This is a genomic window from Curvibacter sp. GW821-FHT09D12 (assembly GCF_059416245.1).
Window position 1 is genome coordinate 29269 of the sequence record NZ_JBWKOU010000012.1, and the last position, 13914, is coordinate 43182.

A 13914-nucleotide genomic window follows, 5' to 3' on the forward strand; every position below is an offset into this window, starting at 1 on the left:
TGAAATGTCCCGCGTAGGCAAAGCACCGGTCGCCATCCCCCAAGGTGTGGATGTGTCGATCAAGGAAGACCAGATCAGCGTGAAGGGTACCGGCGGTACTCTGTCCCTGGCGCAAAACGCCCTGGTCAAGATCTCTAACGAAGAAGGCAAGCTGACGTTTGCCCCCGTGAATGACTCTCGCGAAGCCAATGCCATGTCCGGCACGCTGCGCCAGTTGGTCAACAACATGGTGGTGGGTGTTAGCAAAGGCTTTGAAAAGAAGCTGACTCTGATCGGCGTGGGCTACAAGGCCGCCGCTCAGGGCACCAAGCTGAACCTGGCGGTGGGCTACTCGCACCCCGTCAACATCGAAATGCCGCAAGGCATCACCGTGGCCACTCCGACCGCGACTGAAATTCTGATCAAGGGTGCTGACCGTCAGCGCGTGGGTCAGATCGCTGCTGAGATCCGTGCTGTTCGTCCCCCCGAGCCTTACAAGGGCAAGGGCATCCGTTATGCGGACGAGAAGATCACGATCAAAGAGACCAAGAAGAAGTAAGGAGCTGCAGCATGTTGACCAAAAAAGAGCAGCGTCTGCGTCGTGCACGTCAAACCCGCATCCGCATTGCCAATCAAGGCGTGGCGCGTTTGAGCGTGAACCGCACCAACCTGCACATCTATGCTCAAGTGATCTCTGGCTGCGGCACCAAGGTGCTGGCCAGCGCTTCGACTGCCGAAGCCGAAGTGCGCAGCTCGCTGGGTGCTTCCGGCAAGGGTGGCAATGCCGCCGCTGCCGCCATCATCGGCAAGCGCATTGCTGAAAAGGCAAAGGCTGCTGGCGTGGAGAAGGTTGCATTCGATCGCGCTGGTTTCGCTTACCACGGTCGCGTCAAGGCTCTGGCCGACGCTGCCCGTGAAGCAGGCCTGCAGTTCTAAGCGGACGGGAATAAAAAATGGCTAAGTTTCAACCCAAAGTTCAAGACGAAGGTCGCGACGACGGCATGCGCGAGAAGATGATCGCCGTGAATCGCGTGACCAAGGTGGTCAAGGGCGGCCGTATTCTCGGTTTCGCTGCCTTGACCGTGGTCGGCGATGGCGATGGTCGCGTTGGCATGGGCAAGGGCAAGTCCAAGGAAGTGCCTGCTGCCGTGCAAAAGGCGATGGAAGAAGCCCGTCGCAACATGACCAAGGTTTCCCTGAGGAACGGCACCATCCACCACAACGTGACCGGTCACCACGGCGCGGCTGTTGTGATGATGGCTCCGGCTCCCAAGGGTACCGGCATCATTGCTGGCGGCCCGATGCGTGCTGTGTTTGAAGTGATGGGTATCACCGATATTGTGGCCAAAAGCCATGGTTCGTCGAACCCTTACAACATGGTTCGCGCCACGTTTGACGCGCTGAAGAACTCGACCACTCCGTCGGACATTGCTGCCAAGCGCGGCAAGTCTGTCGAAGAGATCTTCGCCTAAGAAGGAGTCATTTCATGACGACCCAAAATACCGTGAAGATCCAGCTGGTTCGCAGCCCGATCGGCACCAAGGAATCGCACCGTGCGACCGTTCGTGGTCTGGGCCTGCGCAAGCTGAACAGTGTCAGCGAGCTCAAGGACAGCCCCGAAGTGCGCGGCATGATCAACAAGATCAGCTATCTGGTCAAAGTGCTCTGAGAGAAAGAACATGGAACTCAATAGCATCAAGCCCGCTGCTGGCGCCAAGCACGCCAAGCGTCGCGTTGGCCGTGGCATTGGCTCCGGTCTGGGCAAGACCGCTGGCCGTGGTCACAAAGGTCAAAAGTCGCGTTCCGGCGGCTACCACAAGGTGGGTTTCGAAGGCGGTCAAATGCCTCTGCAACGTCGCCTGCCGAAGCGCGGTTTCAAGTCGCATCTGCTGAAGTTCAATGCTGAGATCACTTTGTCTGATCTGGAAGCATTGGGTCAAGCCGAAGTTGATGTTGCCGCTCTGAAGGTCGCTGGTCTGGTTGGCGAATTGGCCAAGGTGGTCAAGGTCATCAAGACTGGTGAACTCACCAAGGCTGTGAAGCTCAACGGTATTGGCGCCACTGCTGGTGCCAAGGCTGTGATCGAAGCTGCCGGCGGCAGCTTCGCCTGATCCGTCTGAAAGACGTCCATCGTGGCAACTAGCGCAGCACAAATGGCAAAGACTGGGAAGTTCGGCGATCTTCGCCGACGCCTGGTGTTTCTGTTGCTCGCGCTCGTGGTGTATCGCATTGGCGCCCATATCCCAGTTCCGGGCATTGACCCGGCACAACTCCAGCAGCTCTTCCAAGGGCAGCAGGGTGGGATTCTGAACCTTTTCAACATGTTCTCCGGTGGAGCACTGTCGAGGTTCACGGTGTTCGCACTGGGCATCATGCCGTACATCTCGGCGTCGATCATCATGCAACTTCTGTCTTACGTCCTTCCTGCCATGGAGCAGCTCAAGAAGGAAGGTGAGGCAGGGCGTCGCAAGATCACCCAATACACCCGTTATGGGACGTTGGGGCTGGCGCTTTTCCAGTCGCTCGGCATTGCCGTGGCACTGGAAGGCACTGCAGGTCTGGTTATCTCTCCTGGTTTTGGCTTCCGCCTGACCGCGATGGTGAGCCTGACTGCCGGCACCATGTTTCTGATGTGGCTGGGTGAGCAGATCACTGAGCGCGGTCTGGGCAATGGTATCTCGATCCTGATTTTTGCCGGGATCGCGGCAGGTCTTCCGAAATCTATCGGTGGCTTGCTTGAACTGGTCAGCACCGGTGCGATGAGCATCGTGGTTGCGCTGTTCATCGTGGTCGTGGTGATCCTGGTGACCTACTTCGTCGTTTTCGTCGAACGTGGTCAGCGGAAGATCCTTGTCAACTATGCGCGGCGTCAGGTAGGCAACAAGGTTTATGGTGGTCAATCCTCTCATCTGCCTTTGAAGCTGAACATGGCCGGTGTGGTGCCGCCGATCTTTGCTTCGTCGATCATTCTGCTTCCGGCAACGGTGGTGGGCTGGTTCAGCACTGGTGATTCGATGCGTTGGTTGAAAGATATTGCAGGTGCGTTGACCCCAGGTCAGCCCATTTATGTGATGTTCTATGCCGCCGCGATCGTATTTTTCTGCTTCTTCTATACGGCGCTGGTTTTCAACAGCCGTGAGACAGCAGATAACTTGAAGAAGAGTGGGGCTTTTGTTCCGGGAATCCGACCTGGTGAGCAAACAGCGCGTTATATCGACAAGATTCTCGTGCGTTTGACCCTGGCTGGTGCGGCATACATCACATTCGTGTGCTTGCTGCCAGAGTTCCTGATCCTGAAGTACAACGTTCCGTTCTACTTCGGTGGTACCTCGCTGCTGATCATCGTAGTGGTGACCATGGACTTCATGGCCCAGGTTCAAAACTACATGATGTCGCAGCAGTATGAGTCACTGCTCAAGAAAGCCAACTTCAAGACATCCATAGGCGGTTGATTTGACATGGCTAAGGACGATGTCATCCAGATGCAGGGTGAAGTGGTTGAAAACCTGCCGAACGCGACATTCCGCGTGAAGCTTGACAACGGCCATATCGTACTAGGACATATTTCCGGCAAGATGCGGATGCATTACATCCGCATTCTTCCCGGCGACAAGGTCACTGTTGAATTGACGCCCTACGATCTGTCTCGGGCACGTATTGTTTTCCGCGCCAAGTGATGGTTGCGGTTTGAAGAGTTTTAGGAGAATGAAATGAGAGTTTCGGCTTCGGTCAAGAAAATTTGCCGCAACTGCAAAATCATCCGCCGCAAGGGTGTGGTGCGCGTGATCTGCACGGATGCACGTCACAAGCAGCGCCAAGGCTGATTTACAAGTTATAGAGGACGCACATGGCACGTATTGCTGGGATTAACATTCCGCCGCACAAGCATGCGGAAATCGGTCTGACCGCCATTTTTGGCATTGGTCGCACCCGCGCTCGCAAGATTTGCGAAGCAACTGGTATCGCTTACACCAAGAAGATCAAGGATCTGACGGACGGCGATCTGGAAAAGATTCGCGAACAAATCGAGCAGTTCACCATTGAAGGTGATCTGCGTCGCGAAACCACCATGAACATCAAGCGCTTGATGGACATTGGTTGCTACCGTGGCTTCCGTCACCGTCGTGGCCTGCCGATGCGTGGTCAGCGTACCCGCACCAATGCTCGTACTCGCAAGGGTCCGCGCAAGGCAGCAGCCGCTCTGAAGAAATAATTGAGAGATCAATATGGCAAAAGCACCCGCCAATAACGCAGCACAACGAGTGCGCAAGAAGGTCCGCAAGAACGTTTCTGACGGTATTGCCCACGTTCACGCCTCGTTCAACAACACGATCATCACCATCACCGACCGCCAAGGCAATGCATTGTCCTGGGCTTCGTCGGGTGGTCAAGGCTTCAAGGGCTCCCGCAAGTCCACGCCCTTTGCGGCCCAGGTCGCGTCGGAAGTGGCTGGTCGTGCTGCCATTGAGCAAGGTATCAAGAACCTCGACGTTGAGATCAAGGGCCCTGGCCCAGGTCGCGAGTCTTCCGTTCGTGCACTGGGTGCCCTGGGCATCCGCATCACGTCCATCTCTGATGTGACGCCGGTGCCGCACAACGGCTGCCGCCCGCAAAAGCGTCGTCGTATCTGATTTTTTAAGCCCACCGCCATCGGCATCGCGCCGATGGCTCCCGCACGTTCAAACGTGTGGAAGATGACATAAAAGGAAGCTCAAGTGGCACGTTACCTCGGCCCCAAGGCCAAACTCTCCCGCCGTGAAGGCACCGACCTGTTCCTGAAGAGCGCCCGTCGCTCGATCGCGGACAAGGCCAAGTTCGACTCCAAGCCTGGTCAGCACGGCCGCACCTCGGGTGCCCGTACTTCTGACTTCGGTCTGCAACTGCGTGAAAAGCAGAAGGTCAAGCGCATGTACGGCGTGCTGGAAAAGCAATTCCGCCGCTACTTCGAAGAAGCCGATCGTCGCCGTGGCAACACCGGCGCCAACCTGCTGTTCATCCTTGAGTCCCGTCTGGACAACGTGGTGTACCGCATGGGTTTCGGTTCGACCCGCGCAGAAGCCCGTCAGCTGGTTTCGCACAAGGCCATTACCGTGAATGGTCAATCGGTCAACATCCCGTCGTATCTGGTCAAGGCCGGTGACGTGGTGGCTGTTCGCGAAAAGTCCAAGAAGCAAGGCCGTGTGGTCGAAGCTTTGCAACTGGCTCAACAAGTCGGCATTCCGGCCTGGGTTGAAGTCAATGCGGACAAGGCGGAAGGTACCTTCAAGAAGTCCCCGGATCGTGATGAATTCGGTGCAGACATCAACGAATCGCTGATCGTTGAACTGTATTCGCGTTAATCGTCCGTTCAATTGAAATCGTTCCTATACCGCGGGGCACCGCGGTATAGGTGCTTCACCAGCCTTACCGGTGTAACGAGCCGGGGGTATTGAGAGGAAGTCTGAATGCAAACCAACTTGCTGAAACCCAAAGCAATCACCGTGGAACAGCTTGGCAACAACCGCGCCAAGGTCGCCCTGGAACCGTTCGAGCGTGGCTATGGCCATACGCTGGGCAACGCAATCCGGCGAGTGCTCCTGTCCTCCATGGTGGGGTACGCAGCGACTGAAGTCACGATTGCAGGTGTTCTGCACGAGTACTCCTCCATTGACGGCGTTCAAGAAGATGTGGTCAACATCCTCCTGAACCTGAAGGGCGTGGTGTTCAAGCTGCACAACCGCGACGAAGTTACCCTGAGCCTGCGCAAAGACGGTGAAGGTGTTGTCACTGCTGGCGACATCCAGACCCCGCATGATGTTGAGATCATCAACCCCGAGCACGTGATTGCCACGTTGTCGGCGGGTGGCAAGCTCGACATGCAGATCAAGGTCGAAAAAGGCCGTGGCTATGTGCCTGGCAACATTCGTCGTTTCGCCGATGAGCCCAGCAAGTCGATTGGCCGCATTGTTCTCGACGCATCGTTCTCGCCGGTTCGCCGCGTGAGCTACACCGTCGAAAGCGCTCGTGTGGAGCAACGTACCGACCTGGACAAACTGGTCGTCGAAATCGAAACCAACGGTGCCATCACGGCTGAAGACGCAGTGCGCGCTTCGGCCAAGATCCTGGTGGAACAACTGGCCGTGTTTGCTCAGCTGGAAGGCGGCGAACTGGCTGCGTTCGATCAGCCGGCTCCGCGCGGTGGTGCTTCGTTCGATCCGATCCTGCTGCGTCCTGTGGACGAGCTGGAGCTGACCGTGCGTTCGGCCAACTGCTTGAAGGCCGAGAACATCTACTACATCGGCGACCTGATTCAGCGTACCGAAAACGAGCTGCTCAAGACCCCTAACCTGGGTCGCAAGTCGCTCAATGAGATCAAGGAAGTTCTGGCCTCTCGTGGCCTGACTCTGGGCATGAAGCTGGAAAGCTGGCCGCCTGCTGGTCTCGACAAGCGTTAAGTTATAATCGCAGGCTTCGCTTTTTTGGCGAACCTGCTTCATCCGTCACGATGGCGGATGAAAAGTGCATCAACCAGTACCTGATCCGGCTGGTTGTCATCAATAAAGAAAGGAAAGCACTATGCGTCACGGACACGGCCTTCGTAAACTGAATCGCACCAGCTCGCACCGCCTGGCGATGCTGCAGAACATGATGAACTCGCTCATTGCGCACGAAGTCATCAAGACCACCGTTCCCAAGGCCAAGGAACTGCGCCGCGTGATCGAACCCATGATCACCTTGGCCAAGGTGGACACCGTTGCCAACCGTCGTCTGGCTTTTGACCGTCTGCGCGACCGCGACAGCGTCACCAAGCTGTTCAACGATCTGGGCAAGCGCAACAGCGCTCGTCCTGGTGGTTACACCCGCATCCTGAAGATGGGCTACCGCGTGGGCGACAACGCTCCGATGGCCCTGGTTGAGTTGGTTGAACGCGCTGAAGCAAATAATTCAGCCGAAGCCGCTCAAGCAGCTGCAGAATAAGTTATAATTCCATCTTGCCGCGCGATGGAGCAGTCTGGTAGCTCGTTGGGCTCATAACCCAAAGGTCGGAGGTTCAAATCCTTCTCGCGCAACCAATCCAAAGCAGCTTCTTGGCTGTTTGCAAAAAGCCCACTTCGGTGGGCTTTTTTGTTTTCTGACAGTTCTCGCTGCCCCGGTCAGATGCGCCCAGTCATCTGATGACTGGGATGCACCAGAATCGCGCTGAGCCCGGGGTGTCAATCAGTGGCCGGGGCATGCATTCACACGCTGCCTTGGGGGTTTGCAACGCTGGCCATGCAGGGTTCGAAATGCGTCAGGTCGGGACCACACCAGCCCTGAACTTTGGCCAGGTCGTCATAACGGCGCAGTCGAACAGCGACGGCGGCGTGTTCTTGAGTCATGAACCTGATGGCCTCGTCGCTGCTGAAAGCGCCACCTTGCAAGGCAAGGCTGGCCTGGGACGCTGCCGACAGCCCCTCTGCATAGCCTGTCTCTGTGGCGCACAGAAAGCGCTTGGCATCCACATGCAGTCGAATCGGGGCCAGCACGGCCTCAGGGAACGTTCCCCGCAAAAAGGGCAACACGACAAACTGGTGCAGCTCATCGCGGCTGTTGTCTGGCTCGTCGAGGCCCTCGCGCTCTGCCACGATCAAGTGCCCTAGATCGTGCAGCAGGGCTGCGACGACCACCTCAGGGCTTTCGCCGGCCTGTTCGGCCAGGGCGGCACATTGCAGGGCGTGCTGCAACTGCGACACGGCTTCGTCACCGTATTGGGCGTGGCCTCGCCGAAGCAGCAAGGCGGAGATGTCGGGCAGGGTCAAGGACACGTGGGGCTCCAGTGCAGGCATATGGCCATCATGCTCACCGCAAAGGATCCGACCCGAGGCAGATGGATCGGTCTTGCGGCGGCAGGGACGTGCGGGCTCAGGCACGCCGCCAGCCTCCAGGGTAGCGAGCCCTCATGAAACGTCCGTGACGGTCCCTGTCTGTCGCATGCGAGGGCCGACGCAGCCCGTCGGCCCGCTTCTACCGATGGCCGCGGTCGCCCGGTGCTCAGAGCGGGTGCGTCACCAACTTGAACTCCGGGTCTTCCGGGAAGGCCTTGACGCTGAACCCCAGTCCGCGCATCAGCTTGAGCATGGGTTGATTGTTCGCCAGCACCAGTCCATCCATCTCGCTGAGCCCTTTTTCACGGGCGACGTCCATGATGCATTCCATCAGTCGTGACCCCAGACCCTTGCCATTGAAGTCATCCGCCACCACCAGTGAAAACTCGCAACTGGTCTGGTCCGGGTTGGTGATGTAGCGCGACACCCCCACGATGCGCTCGGTCTCTGTGATCTCGCCCTCGGTGTTGGCTGTGCGCTCCTTCACCACCGCCACCAGCGCCATCTCCCGGTCGTAGTCGATGAGGGTGAAGCGGGCCAGCATCTGGGGTGGTAACTCAGCGATCGAAGACACAAAGCGGAAATAGCGGCTTTCCTGCGACAGGTGATGCATGAGGTCTTGCAGCATCTGCGCGTCGTCAGGGTGAATCGGCCGGACTGTGTACTCGCCACCGCCGCGCAAAGGCAGCACCTGCTCGTAACGAGCCGGGTACGGCAGGATGGACAGGTGGTGGTAATTGCTCAGACGTCCGCTGGAGGCCTGCGGTGCACTGTCGATCACGATGCGCGCATCCACCGCCACCGCACCGCTTTCGTCGACGATGATGGGGTTGATGTCCATCTCACGCAACTGAGGGAGCTCGCACACCATTTCCGACACGCGCAACAGCACCTGCTCAAGCGCATCCCGGTCTGCGGCCGTGGCGCCGCGCCACTCACCCAGGGTTTCGGCGACCCGTGAGCGGTCGATCATGCGGCGAGCCAGAAACAGGTTCAGCGGCGGCAGTTCCATGGCGCGGTCGTCGATCAACTCGATCATCGTCCCGCCGGCACCAAAAGTGATCACCGGGCCAAAGGGGGCATCCGTCACCAGGCCGACGCAGATTTCCCGGCCGCGTCGGTTGCGCGCCATTCTTTGCACCGTCACGCCGTTGATGCGGGCCTGGGGCAACAGGCGCGTCACGCGCTCGATCATGTCGCTGTAGGCATCGCGGGCGGCCGACCCGCTCATGATGTTGAGCACCACACCCTGCACATCGGATTTGTGGCTGATGTCGGGTGAATCGATTTTCAAGGCCACCGGAAAGCCCAGCTGGGTGGCGATCATCATGGCCTCAGTCGCGCTGCGAGCCAGCAGGGTCTCGGTCACGGGGATGTGAAACGCCGACAGCAGCGTCTTCGACTCCATCTCGGTCAGCACCTTTCGGCGCTCGGCCAGCACGCTTTCAATGACCAGGCGAGCACCTTCGATGTCGGGCTTGGCGAGGGTGGACAGCGGGGGGGGCGTCTGCTGCAGCAACTGCTGGTTCTGATAGAAGGCGGCCAGATTGCCAAAGGCGCCGACGGCGGCCTCGGGCGTGCGAAAGCTCGGGATGGCGGCGTCATTCAGGATGGCGCGCGCCGGCACCACCGAACGATCCCCCATCCAGCAAGCCAGCATCGGTTTGCCCACCTTGGGCTTGATGGCCGCCACGGCTTGAGCAATGGCACTGGTGTCCATGCCGACCTTGGGCGAGCAGATCACCAGCACGCCATCCACCTCACGGTCCTTGTGCGCCGCCTCGATGGCTGCTGCGTAATGGGCGGGGCCGGCTTCTTCCGACAGATCGATCAGGTCGGTCAGCGAGGCCAGGGCCGGCAGCTGGGGCTTCAGCGCCTGAACTGTGTCGTGCGACAGCTTGGCCAGTTGCAGGTTGATTTCGTTCACCCAGTCGGCAGCCAGCACACCGGGCCCACCTCCGTTGGTCACGATCGCCAGGCGCTTGCCCACAGGGCGGTAGCGCGAGGCCAGGCACTTGGCTGCCGAGAACAACTGCACAAAGGAGCGCACCCGCACCGCACCGGCACGACGCAGGGCCGCGTCGAAAACGTCGTCGCTGCCCACAATGGCGCCGCTGTGGGTTTGCGCCGCCTCATTGCCCGCGGGCTTGCGGCCTGCCTTCAGCACCACCACCGGCTTGGCATTGGCCGCCGAGCGCAGGGCACTCATGAAACGGCGTGCGTTCGAAATCCCTTCCAGGTAGACGATGATGCTGTGTGTCTTTGCATCATTGGCCAGAAAGTCCAACACATCGGCCATGTCGAGCACGGTATTGGGACCGAGTGACACCACGGTCGAAAAGCCCACCGCGTTGTTGCTCGCCCAATCCAGCATCGAGGCCGTCAGGGCCCCCGACTGCGAGATCAGCGCCAGCGACCCGGCGCGGGCCAGGCCACCGCTGGCGCTCGCATTGAGTTGCAGCGAGGGGCGTTGAAAGCCCAGGCAATTCGGGCCCAGCAGATGGATGCCCTCGCGGCGGGCAATCTTCTTCAACTCGGCCGCCTTGTCGGCGCTGATGCCGGTTGAAATCAGCAAAGCCGCTTTGCAACTCAGGCGCGCCGCCAATTCGAGGGCGGCATTCATGTCCTGTGCTGGCAGCGCGATGATGGCCAAGTCGGCCACGGTCTGGGCCAGATCGGCCAGCGTGCCCGTGGTGTGGATGTCGACGAACTGCAGCGTGCCCGAAAAACGCTGGGCCTTCAGGGCTTCCAGCAAGGCCTGGTTGAGTGCCGACGTGGCGTCGCCGGCCTCCGCCGGGTTGGCGAAGACCACGATGGATTCAGGAGAGAACAGGGGGGTGAGGTAGTGTTTGTCCATGGTCTTCAATCGGCGCCGATCAGCACCTTCACGTGGGCCCCGACACTGCGTGCCAGGGGGCTGAGCACATAGCCACCTTCAAGGCAGGAGATGACACGGCCCTGACAGTGGCGCCGCGCCACGGCCATCAATTGCTGCGTCACCCATTCGTAGTCCGATTCCAGCAGAGCCAGATTGCCCATGTCGTCGTCGCGGTGACCGTCAAAGCCGGCCGAGATGTAAATCAACTGCGGCTGGAACGCTTCCAACGCAGGCAGCCAGCGCTGCGTCACTGCATCGCGGAACGCCTCGCTGCCCGAGCGCGAAGGCAGACCCACGTTCACCATGCCGGGGCGCTTGTCGTCTCCGTCCGGGAAGGGGTACAGGCCTTTTTCATAGATCGAGCACATCAGCACGCGTTCGTCGTCGCGCAGGATGTCCTCGCTGCCGTTGCCGTGGTGCACATCAAAGTCGATCAAGGCCACCCGCTGCAGCCCGTGCACATCCAACGCATGGCGCAGACCCACCGCCACGTTGTTGAAAAAGCAAAAGCCCATGGCGGTGCGGTATTCGGCATGGTGACCGGGCGGGCGCACGCTGCAAAAGGCAGCACTCACCTCGCCACCCAGCACCAAGTCTGTGGCCTGCACGGCCGCACCGGCGGCCCGCAAAGCGGCTGTTGCGGTGAACGGGTTCATGCTGGTGTCCGGGTCCACCGGGTGGTAGCCCTCAGCGGGCGATGCGGCCAGGATCTCGCTCACATACAGCGAGGAATGAGCCCGCCCCAACTGCTCCTCGGTGGCCAAGGGGGCGTCATAGGGCAGCATGTAGTCCAGCAGGCCCTTGATGAGCAGGTGGTCATGGATGGCGGCAAGCCGCTCCGGGCATTCCGGGTGGTGGGGCCCCATCTCATGACGGGAACAGTCGGTGTGGGTGATATACGCTGCCAGCAAAACGGTCTCCGTCGGAGACCGGCACACCCGGCCTCTCTTCATGCCCACTTTAGGCCCCGCCGGGCGATAAAGACTTGACTTGAGGCAACTCTTGCTGACATCGCCGGCCCTCGCCATGGGGATGACCCTGGATCGGCTCACCTCCGCGACCGGTCTTACTCCGTGGTGCTCGGGCTCCAGAAGGCCTGTTGCACATAGCTCTCATTTTTCAGGCGCGCCACCAGCCCATCCAGTTCACTGCCGTCGACCGAGGTCGCCGACAAGGTGGCTTCGATTTCCACCTCGTGTTCGCCAAAGGCATGCACCGCCAGGTCGCGCACGGGGTGGTGCAGTTGTTCCAGCAGTGTGTGCAGTTGCGACATGGCGAGCTTTTGGTGCTCACGCGGTGCAATCACATAGACCGTGCAGCTCACCTCCACCGAGGCCGTGCCCATGGGTTGGCGGTTGATGCGATTCACCACCGGTCGCAGCAGCGTGTTGGCGGCCAGCACGAACAGCGTGCCGACAAACGACTCCACCACCAGATCGGCCCCTGCGCAGGCCCCCACGGCGGCCGAAGCCCACAAGGTGGCGGCGGTGTTCAAACCGCGCACGCTGCCCTCTTCGCGCATGATCACACCAGCCCCCAGAAAGCCGATGCCCGAGACCACATAGGCCACCACCCGCACGGCACCATCGCTGCCGCCCAGGCGATTGGCCATGTCGACAAAGATCGCCGCCCCCACTGCCACCAGCACATTGGTGCGCAAACCCGCGGTGCGTTGCCGGAACTGTCGCTCCAGACCGATCAGGCCCCCCATCACAAAGGCGGCGCTCAGGCTCAACACCGAGTCGGCGAGGGAAGCGAGGTTGATGTTCTGCAAGGCTTGCATTGGCGGGCGTCTGTTTGTCTTTTGGGTGGCTCATTTTGCCCCGGACGCGTGTCGGGGGCGTGGCAGGTGTACGTAGTTCTGCGCAGGTCTCAGGTCAGTCTTTGGTCAGGTGGTTCTCTTTACAGTCCGCCACGAAATGCAAAGACCACCCTCGGTCATTGCCCGGTTGAGAAGAGGTTCAGTGATGGCAAAGCAAGACAAACGTGGGCGCTCCACACGCCACGAAGGGCGCATCAGCCCGGTCATGGGTCTGATCGTGGGGCTGGTGCTGTTGGCCGCCGCGGGCGGGGCGGTCTATCTGCTCAGGGCCCCGGCCCCGGCCAAGACTGCGAGCGAGAGCGGCCCGGTGCTGGCCACCCGCACCGGCGTGGATGAGCTGCAGATGGCCCCCGAGCAGGTGGCCGAACTCCAGGTGGGCGAGGTGAAGACCCAACGCTTCGAACAGCAGCGCGAGGCCATTGGCATCATCGACCTCAACCAGGACAACGCGGTGCAGGTGTTCTCGCCCTACCAGGGGCGCATCGGGCAGATCGGCGTGAAAGCGGGCGATGACGTGAGCAAGGGCCAGGTGCTCTACACCGTGCAGATCCCCGATCTGGCCCAGGTCGCCTCGGCCCTGATCTCGGCCAGTGGCAACCTGCGGGTGGCCAACGAGACCCTGCGCCGCGCCCAGGCCCTGGCCGAGGCGCAGAGCATTCCGCAAAAGGAACTGCAGCAGAACCAGGCCGACCAGCAGACGGCCGACGCGGCCCATCGCGCTGCCCGCAAGACCCTTGAGCTGTTTGGCCTCAGCGTGCAAGACATCGACACCATCGAGGCTACCCGCAAGGTCGACACCGAGATGCCTGTGCGCAGCCCGCTTTCGGGCCGGGTCACCGCGCGCGCTGGCGCGCCGGGCCAACTGGTGCAGCCGGGCAACAACACCGCCCCGGTGGCCGTGGCCAACCTGCAGCAGCTGTGGATGGTGGCCAGCGTGCCTGAATCGGAAATCTCGGCCTACCAGAAAGGTCAGAACGTCACCGTGCGTGTCTCGGCCTACCCGGACAAACGCTTCAACGGCAAGGTCAGCTACATCGGCGATGTGGCCGATCCCGCCACCCACCGCCTCCCCGTGCGCGCCGACGTGGCCGATCCGCAGCATCTGCTCAAGGCTCAGATGCTGGCCAACTTTGTGATCCGCGTCGGGGCCCCGATGGAGTCACCCGCCGTGCCGCAAAACGCGCTGGCCCGCGAGGGCGACGGCAGCCTGTCAGCCTGGGTGACTGCCGATGGCGTGCGCTTCAAACGCCGCGTGGTGCAGACCGGCCTGGTGCAAGACGGCCTCGTGCAGATCACCCGGGGCTTGAACCCGGGCGAGAAGATCGCGCGCGACAAGGGCTTGTTCTTGAGCAACCTCTACCTCATCACCACGAACTGAAAGAGGCCCTGCC

The 13914-nt window shown here is 60.4% G+C and carries 18 protein-coding genes and 1 tRNA gene; 15 read left to right on the forward strand and 4 right to left on the reverse strand.

Features of this window, described 5'->3' with window-relative positions; genetic code table 11:
* The first annotated feature begins 4 nt into the window (after nucleotides 1-4).
* The 14 genes from rplF to AC07PT_RS19025 all read left to right on the forward strand — a co-directional run bounded on the left by rplF (nucleotide 5) and on the right by AC07PT_RS19025 (nucleotide 7031).
* Nucleotides 5-538, forward strand: coding sequence for a 50S ribosomal protein L6 (rplF, locus tag AC07PT_RS18960; protein ID WP_492349289.1), 534 nt, complete (start codon nucleotides 5-7; stop codon nucleotides 536-538).
* Nucleotides 539-549: 11 nt separating this feature from the next.
* On the forward strand, nucleotides 550-915 hold the full coding sequence (rplR, locus tag AC07PT_RS18965; protein ID WP_492349288.1) for a 50S ribosomal protein L18: 366 nt from the start codon (nucleotides 550-552) through the stop codon (nucleotides 913-915).
* Nucleotides 916-932: 17 nt separating this feature from the next.
* Nucleotides 933-1451 (forward strand): 30S ribosomal protein S5, encoded by a 519-nt coding sequence (gene rpsE / locus AC07PT_RS18970; RefSeq protein WP_492349287.1) that lies wholly within the window; start codon nucleotides 933-935, stop codon nucleotides 1449-1451.
* A gap of 14 nt (nucleotides 1452-1465) precedes the next feature.
* Nucleotides 1466-1648: a 50S ribosomal protein L30 gene (gene rpmD / locus AC07PT_RS18975; RefSeq protein WP_027476450.1), complete on the forward strand. Its 183-nt coding sequence runs from the start codon at nucleotides 1466-1468 to the stop codon at nucleotides 1646-1648.
* A 10-nt stretch (nucleotides 1649-1658) separates the two neighbouring features.
* Complete coding sequence (rplO, locus tag AC07PT_RS18980) at nucleotides 1659-2090, forward strand: 50S ribosomal protein L15 (RefSeq protein WP_492349285.1); 432 nt, start codon at nucleotides 1659-1661, stop codon at nucleotides 2088-2090.
* A 21-nt stretch (nucleotides 2091-2111) separates the two neighbouring features.
* Nucleotides 2112-3431: a preprotein translocase subunit SecY gene (secY, locus tag AC07PT_RS18985; RefSeq protein ID WP_492349284.1), complete on the forward strand. Its 1320-nt coding sequence runs from the start codon at nucleotides 2112-2114 to the stop codon at nucleotides 3429-3431.
* Nucleotides 3432-3437: 6 nt separating this feature from the next.
* Nucleotides 3438-3656 carry a translation initiation factor IF-1 gene (infA, locus tag AC07PT_RS18990; protein ID WP_019576346.1) on the forward strand — a complete coding sequence of 73 codons (219 nt, stop codon included), beginning with the start codon at nucleotides 3438-3440 and terminating at the stop codon, nucleotides 3654-3656.
* A 33-nt stretch (nucleotides 3657-3689) separates the two neighbouring features.
* Nucleotides 3690-3803 carry a 50S ribosomal protein L36 gene (gene rpmJ, locus AC07PT_RS18995; RefSeq protein ID WP_019576345.1) on the forward strand — a complete coding sequence of 38 codons (114 nt, stop codon included), beginning with the start codon at nucleotides 3690-3692 and terminating at the stop codon, nucleotides 3801-3803.
* A 23-nt stretch (nucleotides 3804-3826) separates the two neighbouring features.
* Nucleotides 3827-4192 carry a 30S ribosomal protein S13 gene (rpsM, locus tag AC07PT_RS19000; protein ID WP_019576344.1) on the forward strand — a complete coding sequence of 122 codons (366 nt, stop codon included), beginning with the start codon at nucleotides 3827-3829 and terminating at the stop codon, nucleotides 4190-4192.
* 13 nt (nucleotides 4193-4205) lie between these two features.
* Entirely contained in the window at nucleotides 4206-4610 is a 405-nt protein-coding gene (rpsK, locus tag AC07PT_RS19005; RefSeq protein WP_019576343.1) for a 30S ribosomal protein S11, read from the forward strand.
* Between the two features lie 84 nt (nucleotides 4611-4694).
* The gene (rpsD, locus tag AC07PT_RS19010; protein ID WP_019576342.1) at nucleotides 4695-5318 is read left to right on the forward strand and encodes a 30S ribosomal protein S4; all 624 of its coding nucleotides are present in this window, start codon (nucleotides 4695-4697) and stop codon (nucleotides 5316-5318) included.
* A gap of 105 nt (nucleotides 5319-5423) precedes the next feature.
* On the forward strand, nucleotides 5424-6413 hold the full coding sequence (locus AC07PT_RS19015; RefSeq protein WP_019576341.1) for a DNA-directed RNA polymerase subunit alpha: 990 nt from the start codon (nucleotides 5424-5426) through the stop codon (nucleotides 6411-6413).
* Between the two features lie 121 nt (nucleotides 6414-6534).
* Nucleotides 6535-6936 (forward strand): 50S ribosomal protein L17, encoded by a 402-nt coding sequence (gene rplQ / locus AC07PT_RS19020; protein WP_492349283.1) that lies wholly within the window; start codon nucleotides 6535-6537, stop codon nucleotides 6934-6936.
* An 18-nt stretch (nucleotides 6937-6954) separates the two neighbouring features.
* A tRNA-Met gene (locus AC07PT_RS19025) sits at nucleotides 6955-7031 on the forward strand.
* Nucleotides 7032-7196: 165 nt separating this feature from the next.
* On the opposite strand, the gene AC07PT_RS19030 is transcribed toward AC07PT_RS19025, so the two are convergent.
* From AC07PT_RS19030 to AC07PT_RS19045, 4 genes are all read right to left on the reverse strand, one after another.
* Nucleotides 7197-7763, reverse strand: coding sequence for a phosphonate degradation HD-domain oxygenase (locus AC07PT_RS19030; protein WP_494657719.1), 567 nt, complete (start codon nucleotides 7761-7763; stop codon nucleotides 7197-7199).
* A 226-nt stretch (nucleotides 7764-7989) separates the two neighbouring features.
* Nucleotides 7990-10680, reverse strand: a complete 2691-nt coding sequence (locus AC07PT_RS19035; protein WP_492349281.1) for a bifunctional acetate--CoA ligase family protein/GNAT family N-acetyltransferase — start codon at nucleotides 10678-10680, stop codon at nucleotides 7990-7992.
* Nucleotides 10681-10685: 5 nt separating this feature from the next.
* Complete coding sequence (locus tag AC07PT_RS19040) at nucleotides 10686-11612, reverse strand: histone deacetylase family protein (protein WP_492349280.1); 927 nt, start codon at nucleotides 11610-11612, stop codon at nucleotides 10686-10688.
* Nucleotides 11613-11767: 155 nt separating this feature from the next.
* Nucleotides 11768-12484, reverse strand: a complete 717-nt coding sequence (locus tag AC07PT_RS19045; RefSeq protein ID WP_494657720.1) for an MgtC/SapB family protein — start codon at nucleotides 12482-12484, stop codon at nucleotides 11768-11770.
* Nucleotides 12485-12668: 184 nt separating this feature from the next.
* On the opposite strand from AC07PT_RS19045, the gene AC07PT_RS19050 reads away from it, so the two are divergent.
* Nucleotides 12669-13901 (forward strand): efflux RND transporter periplasmic adaptor subunit, encoded by a 1233-nt coding sequence (locus AC07PT_RS19050; RefSeq protein ID WP_494657721.1) that lies wholly within the window; start codon nucleotides 12669-12671, stop codon nucleotides 13899-13901.
* Nucleotides 13902-13914: the final 13 nt, after the last annotated feature.

Excerpts from the sequence above, each read along its gene's own strand:
- rpsE (WP_492349287.1), top strand. The coding sequence starts at position 933 with ATGGCTAAGTTTCAACCCAAAGTTCAAGACGAAGGTCGCGACGACGGC.
- rplR (WP_492349288.1), top strand. The coding sequence starts at position 550 with ATGTTGACCAAAAAAGAGCAGCGTCTGCGTCGTGCACGTCAAACCCGC.
- rpmJ (WP_019576345.1), top strand. The coding sequence starts at position 3,690 with ATGAGAGTTTCGGCTTCGGTCAAGAAAATTTGCCGCAACTGCAAAATC.
- rplF (WP_492349289.1), top strand. The coding sequence starts at position 5 with ATGTCCCGCGTAGGCAAAGCACCGGTCGCCATCCCCCAAGGTGTGGAT.
- rplQ (WP_492349283.1), top strand. The coding sequence starts at position 6,535 with ATGCGTCACGGACACGGCCTTCGTAAACTGAATCGCACCAGCTCGCAC.
- AC07PT_RS19050 (WP_494657721.1), top strand. The coding sequence starts at position 12,669 with ATGGCAAAGCAAGACAAACGTGGGCGCTCCACACGCCACGAAGGGCGC.
- infA (WP_019576346.1), top strand. The coding sequence starts at position 3,438 with ATGGCTAAGGACGATGTCATCCAGATGCAGGGTGAAGTGGTTGAAAAC.
- rplO (WP_492349285.1), top strand. The coding sequence starts at position 1,659 with ATGGAACTCAATAGCATCAAGCCCGCTGCTGGCGCCAAGCACGCCAAG.
- rpsM (WP_019576344.1), top strand. The coding sequence starts at position 3,827 with ATGGCACGTATTGCTGGGATTAACATTCCGCCGCACAAGCATGCGGAA.
- rpsK (WP_019576343.1), top strand. The coding sequence starts at position 4,206 with ATGGCAAAAGCACCCGCCAATAACGCAGCACAACGAGTGCGCAAGAAG.
- AC07PT_RS19035 (WP_492349281.1), bottom strand. The coding sequence starts at position 10,680 with ATGGACAAACACTACCTCACCCCCCTGTTCTCTCCTGAATCCATCGTG.
- AC07PT_RS19015 (WP_019576341.1), top strand. The coding sequence starts at position 5,424 with ATGCAAACCAACTTGCTGAAACCCAAAGCAATCACCGTGGAACAGCTT.
- AC07PT_RS19045 (WP_494657720.1), bottom strand. The coding sequence starts at position 12,484 with ATGCAAGCCTTGCAGAACATCAACCTCGCTTCCCTCGCCGACTCGGTG.
- rpmD (WP_027476450.1), top strand. The coding sequence starts at position 1,466 with ATGACGACCCAAAATACCGTGAAGATCCAGCTGGTTCGCAGCCCGATC.